This window comes from Akkermansiaceae bacterium, from assembly GCA_017798145.1.
In the GTDB taxonomy this organism is placed as follows: domain Bacteria; phylum Verrucomicrobiota; class Verrucomicrobiia; order Verrucomicrobiales; family Akkermansiaceae; genus Luteolibacter.
Genome location: CP059069.1, coordinates 914,908 through 937,279 on the forward strand (window position 1 = coordinate 914,908; position 22,372 = coordinate 937,279).

General features: G+C 60.0%; 17 protein-coding genes, 1 tRNA gene and 1 pseudogene. 4 read left to right on the forward strand and 15 right to left on the reverse strand.

Features of this window, described 5'->3' with window-relative positions:
• From tgt to secD, 3 genes are read left to right on the forward strand one after another with little or no spacing between them, the layout of a single operon-like run.
• A complete protein-coding gene (tgt, locus tag HZ994_03890) occupies nucleotides 1-1,131 on the forward strand; it encodes a tRNA guanosine(34) transglycosylase Tgt (protein QTN31504.1) in 1,131 nt (376 codons plus the stop codon).
• Nucleotides 1,128-1,463: a preprotein translocase subunit YajC gene (gene yajC, locus HZ994_03895; protein QTN31505.1), complete on the forward strand. Its 336-nt coding sequence runs from the start codon at nucleotides 1,128-1,130 to the stop codon at nucleotides 1,461-1,463. The genes tgt and yajC overlap by 4 nt, the downstream gene beginning before the upstream one ends.
• Nucleotides 1,464-1,512: 49 nt before the next feature.
• Nucleotides 1,513-3,930, forward strand: a complete 2,418-nt coding sequence (gene secD / locus HZ994_03900; GenBank protein QTN31506.1) for a protein translocase subunit SecD — start codon at nucleotides 1,513-1,515, stop codon at nucleotides 3,928-3,930.
• Nucleotides 3,931-4,016: 86 nt separating this feature from the next.
• On the opposite strand, the gene HZ994_03905 is transcribed toward secD, so the two are convergent.
• The 14 genes and pseudogenes from HZ994_03905 to HZ994_03970 all read right to left on the reverse strand — a co-directional run bounded on the left by HZ994_03905 (nucleotide 4,017) and on the right by HZ994_03970 (nucleotide 18,767).
• Complete coding sequence (locus HZ994_03905) at nucleotides 4,017-5,480, reverse strand: extracellular solute-binding protein (GenBank protein QTN31507.1); 1,464 nt, start codon at nucleotides 5,478-5,480, stop codon at nucleotides 4,017-4,019.
• A 91-nt stretch (nucleotides 5,481-5,571) separates the two neighbouring features.
• Nucleotides 5,572-6,468, reverse strand: coding sequence for a riboflavin biosynthesis protein RibF (ribF, locus tag HZ994_03910; GenBank protein QTN31508.1), 897 nt, complete (start codon nucleotides 6,466-6,468; stop codon nucleotides 5,572-5,574).
• Nucleotides 6,469-6,474: 6 nt separating this feature from the next.
• Nucleotides 6,475-7,209 (reverse strand): tRNA pseudouridine(55) synthase TruB, encoded by a 735-nt coding sequence (gene truB, locus HZ994_03915; protein QTN31509.1) that lies wholly within the window; start codon nucleotides 7,207-7,209, stop codon nucleotides 6,475-6,477.
• Nucleotides 7,210-7,224: 15 nt separating this feature from the next.
• Nucleotides 7,225-8,229: a DHH family phosphoesterase gene (locus tag HZ994_03920; GenBank protein QTN31510.1), complete on the reverse strand. Its 1,005-nt coding sequence runs from the start codon at nucleotides 8,227-8,229 to the stop codon at nucleotides 7,225-7,227.
• 462 nt (nucleotides 8,230-8,691) lie between these two features.
• Complete coding sequence (gene htpG, locus HZ994_03925) at nucleotides 8,692-10,536, reverse strand: molecular chaperone HtpG (GenBank protein ID QTN31511.1); 1,845 nt, start codon at nucleotides 10,534-10,536, stop codon at nucleotides 8,692-8,694.
• A gap of 110 nt (nucleotides 10,537-10,646) precedes the next feature.
• A tRNA-Leu gene (locus tag HZ994_03930) sits at nucleotides 10,647-10,733 on the reverse strand.
• Between the two features lie 179 nt (nucleotides 10,734-10,912).
• Nucleotides 10,913-13,189, reverse strand: coding sequence for a tetratricopeptide repeat protein (locus HZ994_03935; protein QTN31512.1), 2,277 nt, complete (start codon nucleotides 13,187-13,189; stop codon nucleotides 10,913-10,915).
• A gap of 133 nt (nucleotides 13,190-13,322) precedes the next feature.
• Nucleotides 13,323-13,691 (reverse strand): YraN family protein, encoded by a 369-nt coding sequence (locus tag HZ994_03940; GenBank protein QTN31513.1) that lies wholly within the window; start codon nucleotides 13,689-13,691, stop codon nucleotides 13,323-13,325.
• 16 nt (nucleotides 13,692-13,707) lie between these two features.
• Nucleotides 13,708-14,334 (reverse strand): ribonuclease HII, encoded by a 627-nt coding sequence (locus HZ994_03945; GenBank protein QTN31514.1) that lies wholly within the window; start codon nucleotides 14,332-14,334, stop codon nucleotides 13,708-13,710.
• Nucleotides 14,335-14,337: 3 nt separating this feature from the next.
• Entirely contained in the window at nucleotides 14,338-14,823 is a 486-nt protein-coding gene (locus HZ994_03950; GenBank protein QTN31515.1) for a CAP domain-containing protein, read from the reverse strand.
• Between the two features lie 260 nt (nucleotides 14,824-15,083).
• Nucleotides 15,084-16,469: an MFS transporter gene (locus HZ994_03955; GenBank protein ID QTN31516.1), complete on the reverse strand. Its 1,386-nt coding sequence runs from the start codon at nucleotides 16,467-16,469 to the stop codon at nucleotides 15,084-15,086.
• Nucleotides 16,447-17,127 (reverse strand): DUF1080 domain-containing protein, encoded by a 681-nt coding sequence (locus HZ994_03960; protein ID QTN34309.1) that lies wholly within the window; start codon nucleotides 17,125-17,127, stop codon nucleotides 16,447-16,449. Before HZ994_03960 ends, HZ994_03955 begins: the two co-directional genes overlap by 23 nt.
• A pseudogene (locus tag HZ994_03965) lies at nucleotides 17,077-17,685 on the reverse strand (DUF1080 domain-containing protein). Before HZ994_03965 ends, HZ994_03960 begins: the two are co-directional and overlap by 51 nt.
• 5 nt (nucleotides 17,686-17,690) lie before the next feature.
• Nucleotides 17,691-18,767 carry a Gfo/Idh/MocA family oxidoreductase gene (locus HZ994_03970; GenBank protein QTN31517.1) on the reverse strand — a complete coding sequence of 359 codons (1,077 nt, stop codon included), beginning with the start codon at nucleotides 18,765-18,767 and terminating at the stop codon, nucleotides 17,691-17,693.
• Nucleotides 18,768-18,927: 160 nt separating this feature from the next.
• On the opposite strand from HZ994_03970, the gene HZ994_03975 reads away from it, so the two are divergent.
• Nucleotides 18,928-22,044, forward strand: a complete 3,117-nt coding sequence (locus HZ994_03975; GenBank protein ID QTN31518.1) for a DUF4981 domain-containing protein — start codon at nucleotides 18,928-18,930, stop codon at nucleotides 22,042-22,044.
• 39 nt (nucleotides 22,045-22,083) lie between these two features.
• On the opposite strand, the gene HZ994_03980 is transcribed toward HZ994_03975, so the two are convergent.
• Complete coding sequence (locus HZ994_03980) at nucleotides 22,084-22,371, reverse strand: MerR family transcriptional regulator (GenBank protein QTN31519.1); 288 nt, start codon at nucleotides 22,369-22,371, stop codon at nucleotides 22,084-22,086.
• Nucleotide 22,372: the final 1 nt, after the last annotated feature.

The window sequence follows — 22,372 nt, forward strand, 5'->3', positions numbered from 1 at the left end:
ATGCCCTTCGTTCTCCAAGCCACCGACGGCTCCGCCCGCGCCGGGACACTGACACTCCCACACGGCGAGGTGAAAACCCCTGTTTTCATGCCCGTCGGCACCCAGGGATCCGTAAAGACCCTCCATCCCGCCGAGCTGGAGGAACTCGGTGCCCAGATCATACTCGGGAACACCTACCATCTCTGGCTCCGCCCCGGCCACGAGCTGATCCGCCAGATGGGCGGCCTCCACGATTTCACCACCTGGCAGAAGCCCATGCTCACCGACTCAGGCGGTTTCCAGGTATGGTCACTCGCCAAGATGCGCAAGATCACCGAGGAGGGCGTCCGTTTCCAATCCCACCTCGACGGCTCGAAAATGATGCTCACCCCCGAGCTTTCCATGGACATCCAGGCCGCCCTCGGCTCGGACATCGCCATGCTCTTCGACGAATGCCCGCCCTACCCCTGCGATGAGATCTATGCTGAAAAATCCCTCTCCCTGACCACCCGCTGGGCGAAGCGCTGCAAGGATTGGGTTTCGGCAAACCAGCCGCTCACCGCCGGGAAACCGCAGCACCACTTCGGCATCGTCCAAGGCTCCATCTACGCCCACCTCCGCGAGCGATCCGCCAAGGAACTCGTCGCGCTCGGCTTCGACGGCTATGCGATCGGCGGCGTCTCCGTCGGCGAACCGGAGGAGGAGATGTTCCGCGCCATCGACAACACCGTCCCTTTCCTCCCCGCCGACAAGCCCCGCTACGCCATGGGCCTTGGCACACCACCGCAGATCCTGGAAATGATCGGACGCGGCGTGGATATGTTCGATTGTGTCATGCCGACGCGGATCGCCCGCCACGGGGTCGCCTTCACCCTGGACGGCCCCATCCACATCAAGAACCTCGTACACGCCACCGACCCGCGACCGCTCTGCGAATCGAGCCACCCGCACGTCGCGAGGTTTTCCCGATCCTACATCCGGCACCTCTTCCGGGCGGGCGAAATCCTCGCTTTACGGTTGCTTTCCTTCCACAATCTGCATTTCTACCTGTCCCTCACAAGTCAGGCGCGCCTGGCCATCGGGGCGGGCACATACTCCGCCTTCAAGGAACAATTCACCAAACGCTACAACGCCAACCATACCGAACCATGATTTCACTACCCAACATCCTCGCCGCAGCAGGCCAACCCGCACCCGGCGGACTCCAGGGCTTCCTCGGCAGCGGCATGATGCTCCCCATCCTCATGGTGGTGATGTTCTATTTCCTGCTCATCCGCCCCCAGCAGCGCCAGCGCAAGGAGCAGGCGGCACGCATCGCGTCCCTCGCCAGCGGCGCAAAGGTCATCACCACGGCAGGCCTCCACGGCATCGTCCACAACGTAAAGGAAAACACCGTCATGGTGAAAGTCGCGGAAGGAACCATCCTTGAGTTCGACAAGGCCGCCATCGCATCCGTCACCAAAAAGGAATCCAAGGAAGCCTAAGCGTTTTCCGGCCTGAAAACTGAAACCTTCCATCCAGAAAACTCACCCCATGCTCGCCATCGTCTTTTTCAAGGATCCGCTCGTCCTATTCCTCACAGGCATCACACTCCTGTTCCTGTTCTTCTGGTATTTCGCCACGGAAATCGAGCGCAGGAAACGGAACGTCGGAACCCTCCTCATCATCGGTATCGCCGCGCTATGCTCGCTTGCCGTCTATGAGTCCGGACTCAAGGGCGGCATCGACATCGTCGGCGGATCATCCTTCCACCTCCGCATCCAGCCAAAGGAAAACGAGCAGGGAGAAAAAATGCCGGTTACCACCGAACAGGTCGAGGAGGCGATGCGCGTCATCGGCGGGCGCCTCGATCCCATGGGGAAGACCGAACCCCTCATCACCCGCCAGGGCGATGACGGCATCCTTGTCCAGATGCCCGGCGTGGAAACCGAGGAATCAGAGGAAATCCGCAAGACCCTGGAAACCGTCGCAAAACTCGAACTGCGGGAAGTTTCCCCGAGGAACTCGGAACCCGGCGCCGATGGGAAACCCCTTGCCCAGCGCGTCCTTGACGGGGATGAGATCGTCCCGGGCTACCGCGCCTACGAACTCACCCAAAAGGACGACGATGGCAATGAGTTCACCACCCCCATCCTGCTGAACCGCCGCGCCGCCCTGGGTGGCTCGGACATCGTTTTCGCCACCCCCTCCCCTTCCCGTTCCGATGCCGTGGACATCACCCTCAACGGCGAGGGCACCGACAAGATGATTGCCCTCACGCAGAACATGCGCCCGAACATCGACCGCATCGCCATCGTCCTTGATGGGGTCGTGCTCAGCGCCCCGGTCGTGCAGAGCGTCCCTCTCGGCAAGAACTTCGTAATCAACGGCCTGGACAAACCCGGCGAGACCAAGACCCTCGCCAACGCCCTGATGAATCCCCTGGAGAACCCTCTCGTGGTCGAGCAGGAAAGCAGGGTCTCGCCCACCCTCGGATCCGCCTTCGTGAAACAGGGCATTTTCTCCGGTCTTGCGGGACTCGCCGCCACCGCCCTGTTCATCTTCATCTATTACCGCGTCGCCGGCCTTGTCGCCCTGGTGGCCCTTCTCATCAACTCCATCATACTTTTCGGCGTGATGGCCATGTTCGGCTTCACCTTCTCCCTTCCCGGCATCGCCGGCCTCATCCTCACCATCGGCATGGCCGTGGATGCGAACGTGATCATCTACGAACGGCTGCGCGAGGAAATCGAAAACGGGAAATCCCTCAAGAACGCCATTAGCACAGCCTACGAGAAAGCCTTTTCCTCCATCCTCGATGCGAACCTCACCACCCTGATCGCCTGCATCATCCTCATCGCCATGGCCAGCGGAAGCATCAAGGGCTTCGCCATCACGCTCACCATCGGCCTGGTCGCCTCGATGTTCTCCGCCATCCTCGGCACCCGCGTCCTTTTCCGCTGGGGCATCGACACAGGCCTGCTCCGAAAGCTCTCCTTCCTCAACCTGATCAAGTCTGCGAACTTCGATTTCCTCGGCAAAGCCAAGGCCTGCGCTGTCTTTTCCGGCATTCTTTTCGCCGTCTCCATCGCGACTTTCGCGGTGAAACGGGATGCCGCACTTGGCATCGACTTCACCGGCGGCACCGTGATCACCTTCCAGATCGGCGACAAGGAAGTGCCACTCGATGAGGTCAACGCCGCGCTGCAAACCGCCGATCTGACCCGCCAGGCTTTCCCACAGGAGCAGGTCATCCCCGGCAGCGGCAACCTCCTCACCGTGCGTGCCGACAGCGCGGATACCGACAAGATCATCGCGGCACTCCGCTCGGAAATGCCCCTCCTTGCCGAAATGGGGGATGACGGCAAGCACCTCATCGCAGACCCCTCCATCGAGGAGGTTTCCGCATCGCTCGGGGGGAGTTTCCTCAGGGAGGCCATCATCGCCCTGAGCGTCGGCATCATCGGCATCTTCGCCTACATCGTGTTGCGCTTCGAGTTCTCCTTCGCCGTAGGCGCGATCGTCGCCGTCCTCCACGACATACTCATCGCGGTAGGTGTGGTCGTCCTGATCGGCGAGCAGCTCACCCAAATCCATGTCGCGGCCATCCTGACCATCGCCGGCTACTCCATCAACGACACCATCATCGTCTTCGACCGCATCCGCGAAACCGTCCTCATTCGCACCGGCGAAATCCGCGACGTGATGAATGATGCGATCAACCAGACCCTCTCTCGCACCATCCTGACCTCATCGACCACGATCTTCACGGTCATCATCCTGGCAATCTTCGGCGGCGCAGCGCTGCGCGATTTCTCCATGACCATCCTCGTGGGACTCGGCATCGGAACATATTCCTCGATCTTCGTCGCCGCACCAATCGTCCTCTGGTGGTCTTCGCGCAAGGGCGGCAACCTCCGCAAGGACGTGTTGGCCACCACCCTCGCCGCAGAAACCATGAAAGCGGATTGATCCGCTGCGATCGTTACCGTGAAAGCGCCAGGGCCCGGCTTGCGCGCCCTCGCTTTCTCGGTTGAAACATCAAGCGACTGGGTGCCTCACCTGCCCGCAGATGCCTCCGCCATGTCCCGCGCCTTGCGGTAGTTTGCACGGAATGCCTCGCCAAGCTCCTGCATCCGCTGTGCCTGCACCATGGAGTCCCTGCTATCAAGTCCCGGATCGCCCTGACCGGAGATGGAGTAAGAGACCATGGAAACATCAAGGAAAACGGCCAGCGCATCCTCCGGCATCCCCGCCGCAATGATCGCCTGCCACGCCAGCTTCATCTCCTCGTGGGAGTCGATGCACATCGCCTTCACCAGCTGCCGCAAGGTGTTGAACACCCTGCCCGTCAGGGCGCGGTCGTAGGTGAAATTGCCATCGTCCTCATACGGATTGCCAGTGGGCATCGTTGTCAAGGGCAGGATATCGGACACATACATATCGCGTCGTATCGGCGTGCGGTGGAGGGCGCGCTCCAAGGGGCCGCCTGCGGTGCCGGGTTTCTGGAACCACAGCCGCTGCGCCTCACGGCTGAGGCAGAATTTCACGAATTCCTGCGCAATCTCCCCATTCGGGGCGCCTTTAAGCACCGCGATGGGATCCGCGCTCATTGTCGTCCCGCCCTTGGGGGCGATCCATACGACCCTTGGCTTGCCATCCTTCGTCATGAGTTCATCCGCATAGCTTCTGCCATAGAAATCGATGCACATCCCCGCCGCCGCATTCCCCTGCCCCACATCGTGCGGGATCTTCGATGCACTGTCGGTGAAGTAGCGGGCGTTTGCGGCCATGCGCTGGATCAACCGCAACCCTCCTTCCCAGCCCTCCTCGGCAGTCCTCCCTGCCACCATGGATTTCTGCATCTCGCCCTGGACCAATAGCTCAAACGTCCGCGCCACCGATCCGCTCTTCGTCGGATCCGCCAGTGCCAGGCTGCCCGCATACCTCTCATCCCCCAGATCCCGCCACTCCTTAGGGGCGGAAATCCCAAGCCGTTCCAGGAAATCCGGATTGTAGCAGATACCGAACTGCGACATGCAGGTCCCAACCCATACCCCGTCCTCCGCGTAATATCTCTCACCGGTGTACACTTCTGGAATCACGCCATTCGCCCCGAACAGCTCCGGTTGATCTGAAAAGACATCCAGCGGAACAAATCTGCCGAGTTTCGCCTGACCCGCGAAATCCGGCTCTCCCCCTCCGAAAAACAGATCCACTCCTATCCCGTCTCGTCCCGTCTCCTCAGCCGCCTTGAAACCCGCATCGATCACCATGCGTATCTCGGAAGTCCCGCCCGGCGTCCGCCAATCGACATAGATCGAGCGCCCCCTTTCCTTCTTCCACCAAGCAGCGAAGGCCTCGCCATACTCCTTGCGTATCGATTCATTGTGCGGGGAAAGGATCACCAGGCTGTCATCGGCGGATGCGGGCGATGCCGTTTCGCTCTCCCGTTTCATCACCAGCGGCAGCGCGACGATCAGCCCGAGCAAACCGAGGATACCGATCAATCGCGCTTTCATCCAGAGGAGCGAAAACCCACGAAGCCCTCATGGCAAGTGCCATCCGTCCGGTAGCGCCGATCCTGCCCGGTCCGCCCCACCACCGCTGAGATCACCTCGCCGCCGCGACATCCAGCGCAATCTGTGCACGCAGCTCATCGACCGACGCGAATTTCCTCTCTTCGCGCAGAAATTTCCCAAAACGAACTTTCAGAACGCTCCCATAAAGATCACCGGAAAACCCGAAAAGATGCACTTCCAGCAGCCGCTCGCCGCCGCCTACGGTCGGCCTGACCCCAAGGTTCGCCACCCCGCGGAGCCCTCCGCACTCCACCGCCCAGACGCCGTCCCGGGGCAGCTGCTGATCGCCCACACTGATGTTCGCTGTCGGGAAACCCAGCCCCCTGCCGAGCTTTCTCCCCTCGATGACCATACCCGACACCTCATAAGGACGCCCCAGCATTGTTTCGACCGCATCGAAATTCCCATCGCGCACCGCTTGGCGGATGCGGGTGCTGCTGATTCGTTCGCCATCCCACATGACGGGTGCCACCGCCTCAAGCTTGAAACCCAATTCCCCACCCATGCGGCGCAGCATCTCCACATCACCGAGCCGCTTGCTACCGAAGCGCCAATCCTCTCCGACCGCGATCGTGGCCACATTCCCCGCACAGATGCCTCTCACGAAATGCTCTGCGGACGTCTTCGCGAACTCCTCGTCGAAGCGGATGACCAGCAGCCCGTCCACACCCAGCGCCCCCAGCACCTCCGCCTTGTCATCCAGCGTGGCCAGCAGCGAGGCCGGTGCTTTGCCCGGCGCGATCACCCGGATGGGGTGCGGCGAGAATGTCACCACAAACGATTTCCCGCCACCCTCGCGGGCAGCCTCCACGGCACGCGAAATCACCGCCTGGTGCCCGGCATGAACCCCATCGAAAACCCCAAGCGCCAGATGCAGCGGGCCTTCAATCCCCGCCAGATCCCCAAGCTTATCGATGCGGGTTTGCATGGCTTTTCACGCCCCCCTCATCAGCGAGATCTCAGCGAGCGATATCAGTGCCTTCATCAGCACCTCCGGATCGGCCTCCTTGAGCTGTGCGACCGTCACGGAGCGATCCAGCGTGAATTTTCCGGAATTGGTCCGGCGCAACGCGCTCAGGTGGGCGCCGCAGCCGAGCTTCTCGCCGATGTCGTTTGCGTATGTCCTTACGTAAAAGCCCTTGGAACAATCCACACGGAAGTCGATCTCCGGAAGCGCGATGCGCCTCACCTCATAGCCGGTGACACGCACGGGGCGCAGTTTGCGCTCCACTTCCTGCCCCTTGCGGGCGAGCTTGTAGAGTGGCACTCCGTCCATCTTGATCGCGGAAACCATGGGTGGCATCTGCTCGAAGTCACCGGTGAACGCATCGAACGCAGCCTTGATCTCCGCCTCCGTGTAATCGCCCACCTCCCGCGTTTCGAGAACCTCGCCCTGCCTGTCCTGGGTGCTGGTGCGCTCACCGAGGGTCAGCGTGCCCTCATAGACCTTGTCCTCGCTCATCAGCAGATCCTGGATCTTCGTCGCTCGTCCGATCACCAGCATCAGCAGCCCCGTCGCCATCGGATCGAGTGTGCCGCAGTGGCCGATCTTTTTCGTGTTCAGCGCGCGCCTGGCGATGGCCACCACATCGTGCGAGGTCATGTCCGGGGCCTTGTCAACGAGCAGCACGCCGCTCGGCCCTGTGTATTCTTCCGGTTTGTTTCTCATCGTATCAAAAAAAAATCAGGCCGCCGCCCCGAGAGCCTCGGAAAGGGCTGCGAGCACCTTGGTCTTCGCGTCTTCCAGCGGCCCGGCCATGCGGATGCCTGCGGCGAGTGCATGGCCTCCGCCACCGAATTGCAAGGCGACTTCGCAGACATTCACTCCCTTGTCCTTGGAACGCATGGATACGCGGATCTTGCCGCCCTCCAGCTCCTCGAAGAACGCGGCGACACGCACGCCTTTCACCCCGCGTATCAGATCGATCAAACCCTCGCTGTCATCCGGCTTCAGATTCAGATCCTTCCGGACGGCGTCCCGCAGCTCCCAGTGGGCGAGTTTCCCGTCTTCGGAAATCTCCAGCGTATTGAGCAGGGTGCGCATCAGCTCGATCTTGCGGAAAGGGCTGTTGTCGTAGGTGTCTGCGTTGATTTTCCCGACGTCCAGGCCACGGCGTATCAGGTCTGCCGCCATCTCATAGGTGGCGGCCGTCGTCGAACCATACTGGAAGGAACCGGTATCCGTGGAGACGGCGACGTAGACCGAGTCCCTTGTCTCATCCGGCAGCGGGTATCCGAGCGACTTGATCAGGTCATAGACGATCTGGCCTGTGGCCGGGCTGCCCGCATCGATGACATTGACATCTCCGTAGGCGGGATTGGAAATGTGATGGTCTATGTTCAGCCAGAGCTTCGCCTTGGATGCGGCGTGCAGGGTGGCATCGCCGAGCCTCGGCTTGGTCGCCGTGTCGAGGGCGATCGCACAATCCACATCCAGCGGCTCTGCGGGCGGGCGGCTCACCTTTTCCGATCCCCGCAGGAACTCCAGGCTCTCCGGCACTCCGTCCTCGTTCACCAGGAAAACGGTTTTCCCCATCGCCATGAGAGAAAATCCCAGCGCGATCTGGGAACCGATCGCATCCCCGTCCGGGCGCACATGGCTCATGATGATGAAGCTGCCATGCGCGGCGATCACCTCGCCCACTTCGGCAAAGCCTTTGGCTCTCGTTGTTTCATCGGAATGTTTCATGGCAGGTAGGCCCGGCCAGCCGGGGGCGGATTCTCCCCGGCGGCTCATGCGAAGCAAGGACAAACGGAACCTCACCGCATCGGTTTGAGATGGCCGGGCTGGTTCGGCTTGATCGCCCTCCTCCTTCACCTCATCCACAAGTTATCCACATACCTTCCGGGGTCGGGAAAACGCCGGAAACCGGGATTCCCATCCATCCCACAGGAAGCAAAGAACACGCATACAAACCATCCACCCGAATGTGGACAACTTGCGAACAGCTCAGGAAAACCCTTTCGAACCGTCACCATCCTTTTATTTTCAATCCGTTACAGAGATATCAACATCTTATTCACATCTCAATGACTGCGAACAAGTCCTGAGTGAACATGGGTATGAATCGACAAACGGGATTCCCCAAAAGCGCAGGGAACAAGCGCCACGGGCAACTTTCCACAAGTTATCCACATCGCGGGAAAACCCTCAGCCCATGGCCTTTTCCATGAGGGAGTTCATGCGGCGTATGGTCTCGCGGGCGTCGTCGAGAAGCCCGGCGGAGATCAGGGCGTTGTCGAGCAACTGGGAGGCGACGAGCTTGGCGATCTCCGGGTTGCCCTCGCGGGTTTCGGCGAGTTTTTTGATGAGCGTGTGGCGGGGATTGATCTCCAGCTCCACCTTGACCTCGTCTTTGAAATTCTCGTCCATCGCCTTCATCATCTGGCGAACCTGCGGGGACATGCCGTCCTCGGGCACGAGTGCGATGACCGGGCTGTCCACCAAGCGCTTGCCGCTGGAGACCTTGGTCACACCGTCGCCTAGCTGCTCTTTCAGGAAATCGCAGAGCGCGGTTACCTGCTCCGCGGAAAGGGCATCGCCCTCCGCATCGAGATCCCCAAGCTCAGCCCCCGCATGGCGGATCGACGCGAGCTTCTTGCCGTCGAATTCGCCGAGCGAATCGACCACATACTCGTCCACCGCATCGGTGAAATAGATCACCTCCAGCCCCCGCGCCTTGAACGCCTCCACATAGGGGCCGCTCTCGATCTGGTCGCGGTTCTGGCCGACGAGATAGTAGATCGTTTCCTGGCCGTCTTTCATGCGACCGGCGTAATCCGTGAGGCTGCAAACTTCACCGGCATCGGTCATGGATGTCTCGAAGCGGAGCAGCTTCGCCAGCGCGTCCTTGTTCGCGTAATCGGTGGCGATGCCCTCCTTGAAGAAGCGCTCGAACTTCGCGTAGAACGCACGGTATTTCGCCGGATCGGACTCCGCTTCCTTCTCGAACATCCTGATGATCCGCTTGCTGATCACGCCGTTGAGTTTCCTCACCAGGGCGCTGTCCTGCATGGTCTCGCGTGATATGTTGAGCGGCAGATCCGCGCTATCGACCACGCCTTTCATGAAGCGCAGCCATTCCGGCAGCAAGCCTTTCGGCTCGGGGTCGATGAGCACCTTCTTGCAGTAGAGGGCGACGCCGCCATCCACTTTCCCGAAGCCCATTTTCTCGGGGTTCTCGCCGGGCGCGAAAATCAGGGCGTTGATGGCGATCGGCGCATCGGCCGAGAAATGAAGGCGGTAGCTCGGCTCGTCGAAGCCCTTGCAGGCGAACTGGTAGAAGGCCTTGTATTCCTCATCGGTGACTTCCGATTTGTTTTTCAGCCATAGCGCCTCGACTTCGTTGATCCGCTTGCCGCCAAGCAGGATGGGGAATCCGACAAAATTGCTGTATCGCTCGATGAGCCCCTTGACCTTGTATTCCTCGGTGAAATCCGTGCTCTTATCGTTGAGGTGCAGCACGATCTTCACCCCGCGCGGCAGCTCGCCGACCTCCTCGATCTCATAGCCGGTCTTGCCGTCGCTCTCCCAGCGCAGGTTCTGCGCTCCCGGCTTCCAGGAACGGCTGAACACCTCCACCTTGTCGGCGACCATGAAGGCCGAGTAGAACCCTACCCCAAACTGCCCGATCAGCCCCGCCGGACTACCGCCTGTTTCCTTGAGCTGCTCCAGGAAGGCCTTGGTGCCGGAATGGGCGATCGTCCCGAGGTTCTGCACGAGCTCGTCATGGGTCATGCCAACGCCGCGGTCGGTCAGGGTGATGGTCTTCGCCTCCTTGTCGAGCTGGAGCGTGATGCTCAGCTCCTCGCCGGCATCCTTGATGTCCTTTTCCGTCCCTTCGAGGTGCCGGACTTTCTCCATCGAGTCGGAGGCGTTGGAGATCAGCTCACGCAGGAAAATTTCCTTGTCAGTGTAAAGCGAGTGGACGACGAGATCGAGAAGCTTCTGGATCTCGGCCTGGAATACGTGTTTTTCGGTGGTCGGTGCGCTCATGTGATTCAAAGGGGAAATTTCGAGCCGCGAGATAGCGCGGAGACCACCGGCTTGTCAAAAAAAACGCGCTGACAGACCACCGTGAATCACAGCCCCCTCCTGGGAAAAAATGGTGCGCGCGACAGGACTCGAACCTGAACACCCTTGCGAGTACTAGAACCTGAATCTAGCGCGTCTACCAATTCCGCCACGCGCGCACACTGAAAACGGTCTTGCGACCGGGCGGAGAAACAACCATGCGGACGAATGCTTGGCAATCACCTTTTTGCCTTCGGTTTTCGATATTTCGACCCCGAGCTGCCGGCGCCCAGCACCCTTCACAACTTTTCCTTATCCTAATCCCGCAGATCCTCAGGCACCACAGCATCCTTGAGCGTCACCTGATCTGATCGAGGATGGTCAGGAATTCATTCCGCTTGCGCAACTCGGAGGCTGTCCAGCCATCCAAGGCATCATCTTTCCCCCAGTAATTCCAATGGGTAAGATAGGAATCCTTGCTACGGACATACTGGGCTGTTTCCGCAGGTGGAGCGCCTGGCGAGAGTGGCGGCAAGTCCAGCGGGCTGGGAGGAAAATTTTCGGTGAGCACCCAGTAGGCACGCAGTAGGTTCGGCTTGGGTATATAGTTGGGCTTCTCCGGGTAGGGCGCGAACTTGAACATTTCGGTGCGAAGTTCCTCCGCAGCGGTGAAGTTTTCGGGATCTTTCTCCAGCAATGCCAGCAGGTTTCTTGCTGCGTTGAAGTAGTCGGGATCGAGCTTGAGGGCGCGTCTGTAGGCGAGGATTGCTTGGGGGAATTCCTTTCTTTCGGAGAGGATCAGTCCGAGAAGATACGGAGTCCTCGGGTTCTCCGGGTTCTCCTTTTCGAACGCCTCCAGCAGGGGCAGCGCAATGTCGATGACACGCTGGTCGTCGAAGAGGCCTTCGCAGCCGAAGCAGTGGCTCTCACGGGGGCCGAAACTTACCGGCATGAGTTCAAAGGCCTTTTTGAAATGCTTCACGGCCTCCTCGAATTTCCCATTGCGGGCCAGGGTCATTGCGAGGCGTGACTGAAGGCAGTAGGCATCCTCGAACTGGCCGAGCGCCTTATCGTATCTGTCAGTCGCTTCCTTGATGAGCCCGGCATGGAGAAAATCGTCTGCGGCCTCGCCCTGACGAATGGAATCGACGACGGAACGGAAAAACCCGGCTTTCTCGGTAAGCCCGGCATCCTCGTCGATCCGCGCCAACACTTCGTAGCAGAACATCCGGGTATCCTTGCCTTGATCTCCGTCGGACGGGTCGAGGGCAATCGCTTGGTCGATGGTTTCCCGGGCGAGTTCCAGGTTGCCGGCGCGGCGCGCGATTTCCGCAAGCCAGATCAGGGGCCTTTCCTCGTAGGGATCGTAGGTGTGCAGGGATTTGATGAACTCCTCAGCCCGTTGCGGACTGAGGTCGATCAGGTATGAGTAAAAGGCATCCTTGCCGGGGTTGCGGGCGAGCAGATTCAAGGAGTATGCTAGGGTTTTTTCGTCCTCATTGGCCACTTTGAGGGCGTCCATGTAGAGGATTCCAAGCGGAGGCTGTCCGGGAGTCGCATGTTGCATCATCTCAAAAAATTTCCGCCCATTGTCGTCCCCGGGTTCGAAGGCTTTTTCGATCATGCCACGGAACTCGGAGATCTTATTGAGACGGCAGAGTGCCGTCAGGTAGGTTGCGTGGCCGGCATCCATCTGGCCGAAACCGAAGTCCTTATGGCCATCACCACGTTTCTGGCAGATTGCGGAATATTTCTCGAAAAAGCTGGCGATTTCCTGCCACTCCCCGCGAGTCGCCTGGAAGTCGAAAACGCCCCCGAAAGCATAGCTGGAAATCGACTCGTCGGAGGTGGCGGCCTTGAGTAGTAGGGCTTGCATGTCATTGGTCGCCTTCCTGGCAACAGGCTCTTTTCCCAGGATGATTCCCAGCTTGAGGAGCCTCTGCAGGAGCTCGGGCTTGTCGGAATCATTGGCTGCGGAAATGGCCGCCTCAAGCAAAGCGATCCCTTCCCCCACCCTGTTTTCCGCGAGTGCAACCTGCCAACCGGACTTGGGCTGCTCCCTGATGCTGGAACTGCCGGACGAGGAACCCAGCAGTGACTGTTGGTTTTCCTTGATCCAACCGAGGGTCGCATCCCGGTTTTTGCTGACCATAAGCAGGGCCTTGAGGGTCTCCTCTTTCCGATACCCCACCGATTGACTGCCATCAACGAGGCCACGCACGGCGATCTCGTGATCGGATGCATCATCCCTGAGCATGGCGCTAAAGAGAAGCAGGCGCTCGGCGATGTGATTCGGACTGTTCCATGAGGAAGATGTCTGCATCATTTTTTCCAAGGCAGGGCCATCGTTTGCAATTTTATCGATGGATTCGTAAACCGCCGGCCACTTGTCCATGGGAGGAAGCTCAGAGTAGAGCTGGGAGAGCAGATCCTGTGAATACGATTGGCGGACAAGATCGAGTTTGAGGCGCTCAATCCATTCGGCAGGGCTTTCCGCAGGCGCAAGCTGTTGGCGGACATCAAAACCTGAATCGAATCCGTAGTGATTCTTTCGCTGGCAGGATAATTGGCTGAGACAGGCAGCATAGGCGCATGCAATGAGGAGGGGGGGGATGGATTTTTCGATCATTGTCATTGCCGGACGATTTGCGAAAGGGTGACGATGCCGCTTCGCACAGACAAGTTCCATCTCGTCGAATGATTCGGGGGCGGCGGCCATTTCCTGCCACAGGTGCTGGTAACGTGCGGCTCTGGCCGAATCGCCGTCATCACCTTTTTCCGAGTCGATCCGAATTCCCGAACACATTCTCGATCCGCCTCACCACCGGCTTCTCACCTTCGGAGACCTCTACCTCAATGACATCGAAACGCCACGGCACCTCCCTGGTGCCCAGGCGGCGCAGCCACTCGTTCGCACCGCGCTCGATGAGCGCTTTCTTTTTCCGGTTCACCGCCGCAAGGCCGCGCATGGCCCCGCCCTTTTTCCTCGTCTTCACCTCGGTGAAAAGCAAGCGCCCGCCATCCCGCGCAACGATGTCCACCTCACCGCCTTTCCTACCCTTGAAATTCCGCGCCAGCACCTTGCAGTTGTGCGCCCGCAGCCAATCGGCGGCGACCTTTTCGCCGTAATCCCCCATCCACTTGCGTGCGCCGCTAGGCCCCGTCCCCGAACGGTAGGGAGAGTTGAGATACCGGCTGAAACGAGCGACGATGATGGCGACAAGGCCCATGTTTGCGTAGTGCTTCGAGATGCTGCCGCGTGCCATAGCCCTGGTGCCTGGCGAAACCATACGCGGGAAACTCGGAATCGATCCTCTCCATAAAGCGATCCCTTGTCACCTTCGCAATCACGCTCGCGGCGGCGATGGAAAGGGAAAGCCCGTCCCCCTTCACAAGCGCCTCATGCGGCATGGAAAGCCCCTTTACGGGCAGCCCGTCGATCAGGGCGATGTCCGGATTTTCCGAGAGGGCGGCAAGCGCAAGCCCCATCGCCCGGTGGGTGGCGCGGAGGATGTTGATCGCATCGATCTCCTCCGGCCCGACCAATCCCACCGCCCAGATGACGGTGGGGTTGCCGGTGATTTCCCCATAGAGGAGCTCGCGGCGATTTTTGGTGAGTTTCTTGGAATCGTTGAGGAATGGGCAGGAAAATGGTCTCGGCAAGATGACCGCCGCAGCCACAACCGGGCCGGCCAGGGGACCGCGGCCTGCCTCATCGACACCGGCCACCCGCGCAAAACCGCGGGAGGTGAGGGTGTCTTCGAAGGCGAAATCAGGCACGGCTTACCAATCGCGGTTCATGCGCTGCTTGAGCAGCAGATGGGATGAGCTGGGGTTGGTGCCGAAGAGCTGGGTGGAGATGACCTTGCCATCGGCCGTGACCGCCGTGGCAATGCCGGTGTGAGCCCAATCGGCTTTCATGTTGTGGTCGTGGCTTTTTGACCCAGCCCAGAGTTTCACGAGGTGTTTCGCGGAATGAGTTGTGGAGGAAACGACGTTCTCCCCGAGAGAGTCGATCTTGTAGGCCTGGCGCGCAACGACAGCCCTGCCCTCGAATCCGACATGGCTGATGTCTTTCCCATAAATCCCGTAACTTCCTGCGGTTTTCGCGAGATGGTCGCAATGCTGTTGGGCGAGCTTGTCGAGCCCGGCATGGCGCTGAAGCGCCGCTTTGCCCTTCGAGGCGCGGTAGGAATTGACCTCCGCAAAGACCTCTGCCGAAAGCGAGGCATCGCTCCCCAAGGAAACGGATACCGGCATGCGGGACACGGTGGGTGATGGGGAAGAGCAGGATGTTAGCACAGCCGCTAGGGCGGCTGCGCACAACTTGGCGTATTGGCTGGTTTTCATAAGGGATAGGATCCACTAGCCATTTTCTTGGAAATTTGTAAAGGTCTTTTGATAATAAATTTTAGATTTCTTGATCAATTTCATGAATTCAACGGATTTTCGTGCGTGAAACCCATAAAATACCCAAAAAATAAGGCTGACCCGAATCGGATCAGCCTTACGGAGCGGTCAAAACCAACTCAAGCATCGCCGGGGTCCACGCTCTTGTCGCGGAAGGCGAGGAAGAAGAGAACGGCGATGGTGCCAGCCATGCCTGCGGGAAGCAGCCAATAAGCCTTCCAGAGTTCGGATGTCTTGGTGAGGAGTTCCCCATCCACGGCAGCCGGGATGTCCACGGAGAACATTTTCCCGAACTGCTGGGCGAAGGTCAGCGTCTGCTCGCCACGGGCTGCGGCGATGGCGCCACCAAGCTCCCCGGAGGAAGCTTTCACCGGAATGAGCATGGCCGCAGCGACCTTGAAGCCGATGAACATGCCAACGCCTTGGGTGAAGAACACCAGCATGCTCTGCACCTGCCCGCGTATCGCCTTTGGGGCAGCCCCATCCGCATACATGAAGCCGGTGACGAAGAAGAAGTCATAACAGATGCCGTGGAGCGCAATGCCTGCGAAGAGCATCCAGACCACCTGCTCCGGCGCGCCGAAGGCGAAGAGGAGGTAGCGCAGCACCCATGCCATCATGCCGATGAGGATCATCCATTTCACGCCCAGCTTGCGGAAGAAAAACGGCACGAGTAGCATGAAGAAAATTTCCGACATCTGGCCTATGCTCATCGCGGAGGCGGCCTGCTCGAAGCCCATGTTGGCGAGAAAACCGGAGGTGTTCGCGTAGTAGTAGCCGAGCGGGATGCAGATCAGCATGGAGCAAAGCATGAACACGAAGAAGGACGGCTTGGTGAGCATTCTGAAGGCATCCAGCATGAGAAGCCCGCGCATGTTGACGGGCTGCCCGGCGGATGGCGGTGGCGTGTTCGGCAGGGTGAAGCTGAAAACCCCGAGCACCACGGAACTGATGCCCGCCATCCAGAATAGGTTGGTGCTAGAAGACCAGCCGAGGAATCCGGCGACGAGACCCGCCGCGATCCAGCCTATCGTCCCCCAGACGCGGACTTTCGGGAAAACCTCCTGCGGGAGGTTGGAAAAGACGATGGTGTTGCCCAGGCCGAGAGTCGGCATGTAGCAGAGCATGTGGCCGGTGAAGAGCCAGAAGACGAGGCTGCCGTTCCCATCCGCCACGGCGCCGGGCACCATCAGCATGAGCGCACCGCCGATCAGGAACAGCACGCCCATGACCCGTTCCGAGGAGAAAAACCGATCCGCCACCAGGCCGAGGAACAGCGGTGCGATCATCGCCGCGACGGGTGCGGTGCTGTAGGAATCGCCGATGATAGCTCCGAGCCCGTTGGTATCCAGGACGAGATAGAGGGTCACGAACCATGCGCCCCAGATGAAGAACTGGAGGAACATCATCACCGAAAGGCGGATGGCGGCGGAGGATTGGGAGGAGGTCATGGCTGGGGAATTTTTTAAATGGGTGAACTTATCAGAGCTCCTTGATCCAGACATTCGCGAAGTCGATGGCAGAACCGTGGTGCTGGAAGCCGATGGGGCCCTCGGCAGGGACGCCTGGGAGCTGGGCATCGGTGATGACCGTCTTGCCGTTGAGCTGGACGCTGAGGCGGTCGCCCTTGATGGTGATCATGGTGCGGTTCCACTCGCCCGGCGGCTTGTCGGCTTTCATGTTCGGGGTGACGGCTGCCTTGACCTCGGGAGAGGAATTGTTGTCCATCCGGTAGCCATAGACCTCGCCGGAGCCGACCGTCCAGTTCCACAGGTTCACCTGGCTCTTGCTGTTGCCGCGCAGATAGATGCCGCTGTCGAGTTCCTCGATTTCTGCGGTACCTTTGTGGGAGCCGTCCGGCATGACCACTGGCTGGTTTTTCATAGGGCCGCGGCCGCTCCATCTCCAGTCGAGGACGATGGTAACATCTTTGTATGATTTCTCGGACCAGAGATCCTTGGTGGGGCCAGGTTTGCCGTTGTGCTTGAGGATACCGTTGTGGGCAGTCCAGTTGGCGATTCCGTCCTCATGCTTCCAGCCGGTCAGCGAGGTTCCGTCGAAGATTTTCGTGAAACCGGCGGCCTTTACCCCGGCCTCGTTGGCGGCCGGGGGGATCTCGCCGATGTTGATGTTGCGGAAGGAAACCTTGTCGCCGTGGCCCATCCAGCCGATGTGGCCGGAGCGGCGTTTCACGCCCTCGTGCTTGGGGTTTTTCGCAGAGAGCTCGTCAAGGTTTGCGGTGAGGACGAGGTTGCCGTTGACCTCCACGGTGACGGATGGGCCATTGACGGTCACACGCTGGAGGTTCCACTCGCCGATGGGCTTGAGGAAGCCCTGCTTGGCGGCCTGGAGGGTGTAGATCCCGGCGTGGAACTGGTAGTCCTTGAGATCCTTGTATTTCGGATCCGTGCTGTCGAGGATCTGGATTTCCATGCCGGTGTATGCGCCGTCGCCATGGCCGGGGTAGTGGATGCCCAGGCCGTTGTTGGCACCGGGGGTGAGCTTGAACTCGAAGTCCAGGACGTAGTTGGAAAAGGTTTCCTCGGTGATGAGGTTTTTCCCCTTGGCCGTGCAGGCGATGGCTCCGTCCTCGACGATGTAGCCCTCGCCCTTCCAGCCGGTGAGATCCTTGCCGTTGAAGAGCGAGCGCATTTGCAACTCCTGCTGGGCGAGGCAGGCGGAGGCGCAAACGAGCGCGGTGAGGATGGATAATGTTTTCATGATGTTCAGAGATCTACGGTCTTGCCGGTGCGGAAACTTTCGTCTGCGGCGGCGACGATGCGCATCGAGGCGACGGCATCGTCCATGTGGTCGGAGAGATCCTCGTCGTTGAGGATGGCATTGAGGAAAAACTCCTGCTCGCGGTGGCAGAGGCCGTCGTGGTCCGGCTCATCGTCGAGGCGTAGCATGTCATCGGCTTTCACGAATTTCCCTCCGGCATCAAGCTCCGAGTGGTGGAGTTTGAGCGCCTGGGTCTGGGTGTGGGCGTCGACGTTCGCGCTCTGCCCCTCGGCCGCCGCCTTGTCGGCGACGATGGAGACGCAACCCTTCGGGCCAACGACGTCTTTCACGAAAAATGCAACCTCGCTCATCATCGGGCCCCAGCCGGCCTCGTACCAGCCGACCGAGCCGTCCTCGAAGGTGACCTGGAGTGCGCCGTAGTTGATTTTCCCCTCGGGCAGCTCGTCGGTCAGGCGGGCACCGATGCCGGAGACGCGGATCGGTTTGGAGCGGGTCATCTGGCACATCACATCGACGTAGTGCACGCCGCAATCGACGATGGGCGAGATCGACGACATGAGGTTCTTGTGGGTTTTCCAGTTCGCGCCGGAGGATTGCTGGTTGAGGTTCATGCGCATCACCAGCGGCTTGCCGAGTGTCTGGGCGACCTCGATGAACTTGATCCAGCTGGGGTGGTGGCGGAGGATGTAGCCGATGACGAGCTTGCGGTTCGTGGCGCGCGCCTTGGCGACGATGCGTTCGGCCTCAACGACGGTTTCCGCGAGCGGTTTCTCGATGAAGACATGGCAGCCGGCATCGAAGGCGGCCTCCGCATATTCCGCGTGGGTGTCGGGATAGGTGGAGATGGAAACGGCGTCCGGTTTGGTCGCGCGGAGGGCTTCGTGGAAATCGCCAAACTCCGCATAGCCGCCGCCAAGCTCCTTGTTTAGCGCGGCTCGGCTCTCCGGGGAGCGGGTGACGATGCCGCAGATTTCAAAGCCGGGGATATTATGATAAGCGAGGGCGTGCGAGCGGCCCATGTGGCCTGCTCCGGCGCAGAGGATTCGGATCGGTGATGACATGCGCGGGATGTTTGGCAGTTGCGAAACGGGAAATCAAACGCCGAATTCCCACAGACCGCCAAAAGGAATGTATCCGTTGCGGTTTTTTTCCGTGTGCCGTGAGTGATTCGCCGGATTTGGGTTGGATATGGGGCTGGTCGGCATAGAATCCTCGAAATCCATGAAACCCACGATCATCCCATTCCTGCTCTATCCTTGCCTTGCGTTTTCACAGGCCGCCCCCGATTGGGAGAACCATGCGGTGTTCCGCATCAACAAGGAGGCTCCGCGTGCGGTTTCCATGCCTTTCCCGGATGCGGCGGGTGCCATGGGAAAACAGCGTATGGAATCGCCATGGTGCAGGCTGCTCAACGGGGATTGGAAATTCCATTGGGCCGATCACCCGGAAAAACGCCCGGTGGATTTTTTCAAGGCGGACTTCGACGACTCCGCCTGGGGCACGATCCCCGTCCCCTCGAACGTGGAGCTGCACGGCCACGGAACGCCGATCTACACGAACATCGTTTATCCTTTCAAAAAGGATCCGCCTCGCGTCATGGGCGAGCCGCCGGCGGATTTCACCACCTATGCGGAGCGCAACCCGGTCTCGTCCTACCGACGCACGTTCGAGCTTCCGGATGACTGGAAAGGACGGCACACATTCATCGTTTTCAACGGGGTTTCCTCCGCCTTCTATCTGTGGGTGAACGGGGAGAAGGTCGGGTATTCGCAGGATTCGCGGACGCCTGCGGAGTTCGACATCACGAGATTCCTGAAGCCGGGCGAGAATGTCCTTGCGGTGGAGGTCTACCGTTATTCGGACGGTTCCTATTTGGAGGATCAGGATTTCTGGAGGTTATCCGGGATTTTCCGGGATGTTTACCTGTGGTCATCCGCACCGCTACAGCTCCGAGACTTCACCGCGCGCGGCGGGCTTTCCGACGATTACAGGACCGGGACACTCACGCTCGATGCCAAGGTATCCGATCTCGCCGGCGATGGCGCGGATTTCGGCATCGATGCAGTGCTGACGGATGCCAGCGGGAATCGGGTTTCCGAATGGAACATCACCGGGAACACATCCGGTGGCGCCGGAGGGACGAAAGGGTCACATGTGATCAGAAACCTGGACATCGAGCCATGGTCCGCAGAATCGCCCACACTCTATCGTCTGCTGCTGACCCTGAAGGACGGATCAGGGAAAGCCGTGGATCACTACGGAACCCGGATCGGCTTTTCGCGCAGCGAGATCAAAAACGGCCAGCTGCTGGTCAACGGCAAGGCGGTGATGATACGCGGGGTGAACCGCCACGACCACGATCCGGACACCGGCCATTACGTGAGCGAGGCGCGGATGCGTGAGGACATCCTCCTCGCCAAGCGCAACAACATCAACGCGATCCGCACCGCGCACTACCCCAACGATCCGCGCTTCTACGAGCTCTGCGACGAGTACGGCATGTATCTTTGCGCCGAGGCGAACATCGAATCCCACGGCATGGGCTACGGCCCGGAATCGCTTGCGAAAGACCCCGGCTGGGAAGCGGCGCACGTGGATCGCGTGGCCAACATGGTCCATGCCTTCAAGAACCATCCTTCCATCATCCTCTGGTCTTTGGGGAATGAGGCGGGCGACGGCCCGAATTTCGTGGCGGCCTCGAAGTGGATCCGCGAGAACGAAGCCACCCGCCCCGTCCATTACGAGCAGGGGAAAATGGGGGCGCATGTCGATCTGTACAGCCCGATGTATGACACCCACGCAGCTTGCGAAAAATACGCCCGTGAGGAATCGAAGAAGCCCCTCCCCGAGCAGCGCCCGCTGATCCAGTGCGAGTATTCCCATGCGATGGGCAACTCCTCGGGAGGCCTCGCGGATTACTGGGAGCTCTTTGAGCGCGAGCGGCTGCTGCAGGGCGGCTTCATCTGGGATTTCATCGACCAAGGGCTGCGCAAAAAGGACGGGGATACGGTGTTCCTGGCATACGGCGGGGATTTCGGAGACAAGCCGAACGACGACAATTTCTGCTTCAACGGCATCATCACGGCGGATCGCAAACCCACCCCGCAGCTCCCGGAGGTTTTCAAGGTCTATCAGGAGATCGCCACGAAAAGCCTGTCCCCAAATATCGTGGAAGTGACGAACAAGCGCTCCTTCACGGGCCTGGGCGATGTAGAGATGCACTGGAGGATGCTCCTCAACGGCGAGGCAATGGATTACAAGGAAGCCGGGTTGCCGGAAATTCCTCCGGGAGGGTCCGCGCAGGTGAGCCTTCCGCTTCCCCGGTTCAAGCTCAGACCCGGAACCGAGGTGGTGCTGGACATCGAATACCGCCTGAAGAACGACACATCATGGGCGAAGGCAGGTCACGTGATCGGCTGGGATCAGATCGTTCCGGAAAACCCGTCGATCACCGCTCCGAACCTGCAAGCGGGCGGAGTGCCGGTCTTGCGCCGGGGCGAGGGCATCACCACGGTCAGTGGCGAGGGATTTGAAATCGCAACCAACGAGAGGACGGGAGCCATCCAGAGCTACTCAGTCAACGGGCGCGAGCTGCTCGTCTCGCCACTGATCCTCTGCACGTGGAGGCCTCCCGTTGACAACGACCGCGGCAACAAACACACGGAGCGCAGCAAGCTCTGGCGCAAAGCCGGGGAGGACGCGAAAGCGGTTTCCTACGAAGCCGCCATCGAGGGCGACATGGCAGTCATACGCGTCGGGCTGAAGCTTCCGGCGGGAGGCACCACAGCGCAGTTGGTTTATGAAATCGACGGGAACGGCAGGATCACCGCCGAGGCTGTGTTGCAGCCCAAGGGACAGAACCTCGGCCCCATTCCGCGCATCGGCATGGAGTGCCGCATCGCCAAGGACCTGGATACATGGAAATGGTATGGCCGCGGTCCGCATGAGACGATGCGCGACCGCAAGGCGGGTGGAAGGCTCGGAGTATGGGAGACCAAGGTGGAGGACGCCTGGTTCCCCTACTCGGAGCCGCAGGAAACCGGAAACCGCACCGATGTCCGCAGCGCCAGTTTCACGGATGCCTCAGGCAAGGGGCTGAAAGTGCATGCGATCGGCCAGCCTCTGGAAATGGGAGCCTACCCCTTTGGCACCCAGGATTTGGAGGGGCCGAAACATCCCTATCAGATCCCGCAGAGGGATTACATCACCCTCCACATCGACCACGCCCAGATGGGTGTCGGCGGGGTGAATTCGTGGGGCGCCCTGCCGCTCCCCAAGCACATGCTCAAGCCCGTCGGGGAATACCGATGGGAATTCGTGATCGAAGCTGCAAAATGAGGATCCCAATGCGATCCCGTGGGCTTGGGGGGATTGCTCTCATCTCCTCCAGCGCAGCTCGGCGCGGAGGGCTTCCAACTCATCGAGCAGGCCGATGATGGTATGGATGGCCGCCCAGTTCATGCGGTGTTGCTGGCGCAGCGTCTCGATGTGGCGGATGCGGATGACGGAATCCTCATCGAAGCACATCCCGTCCCCATCGCGGCATACGGGCGAGACAATGCCCTTGCGGCAATAGAAAACGATTTTGCGGCGGGAGCAGCCGGTCATGCGGATGACAACCTCGATGGGGTGGATTTCGTGGGGGTCGGGGCTTATCATTTTCATG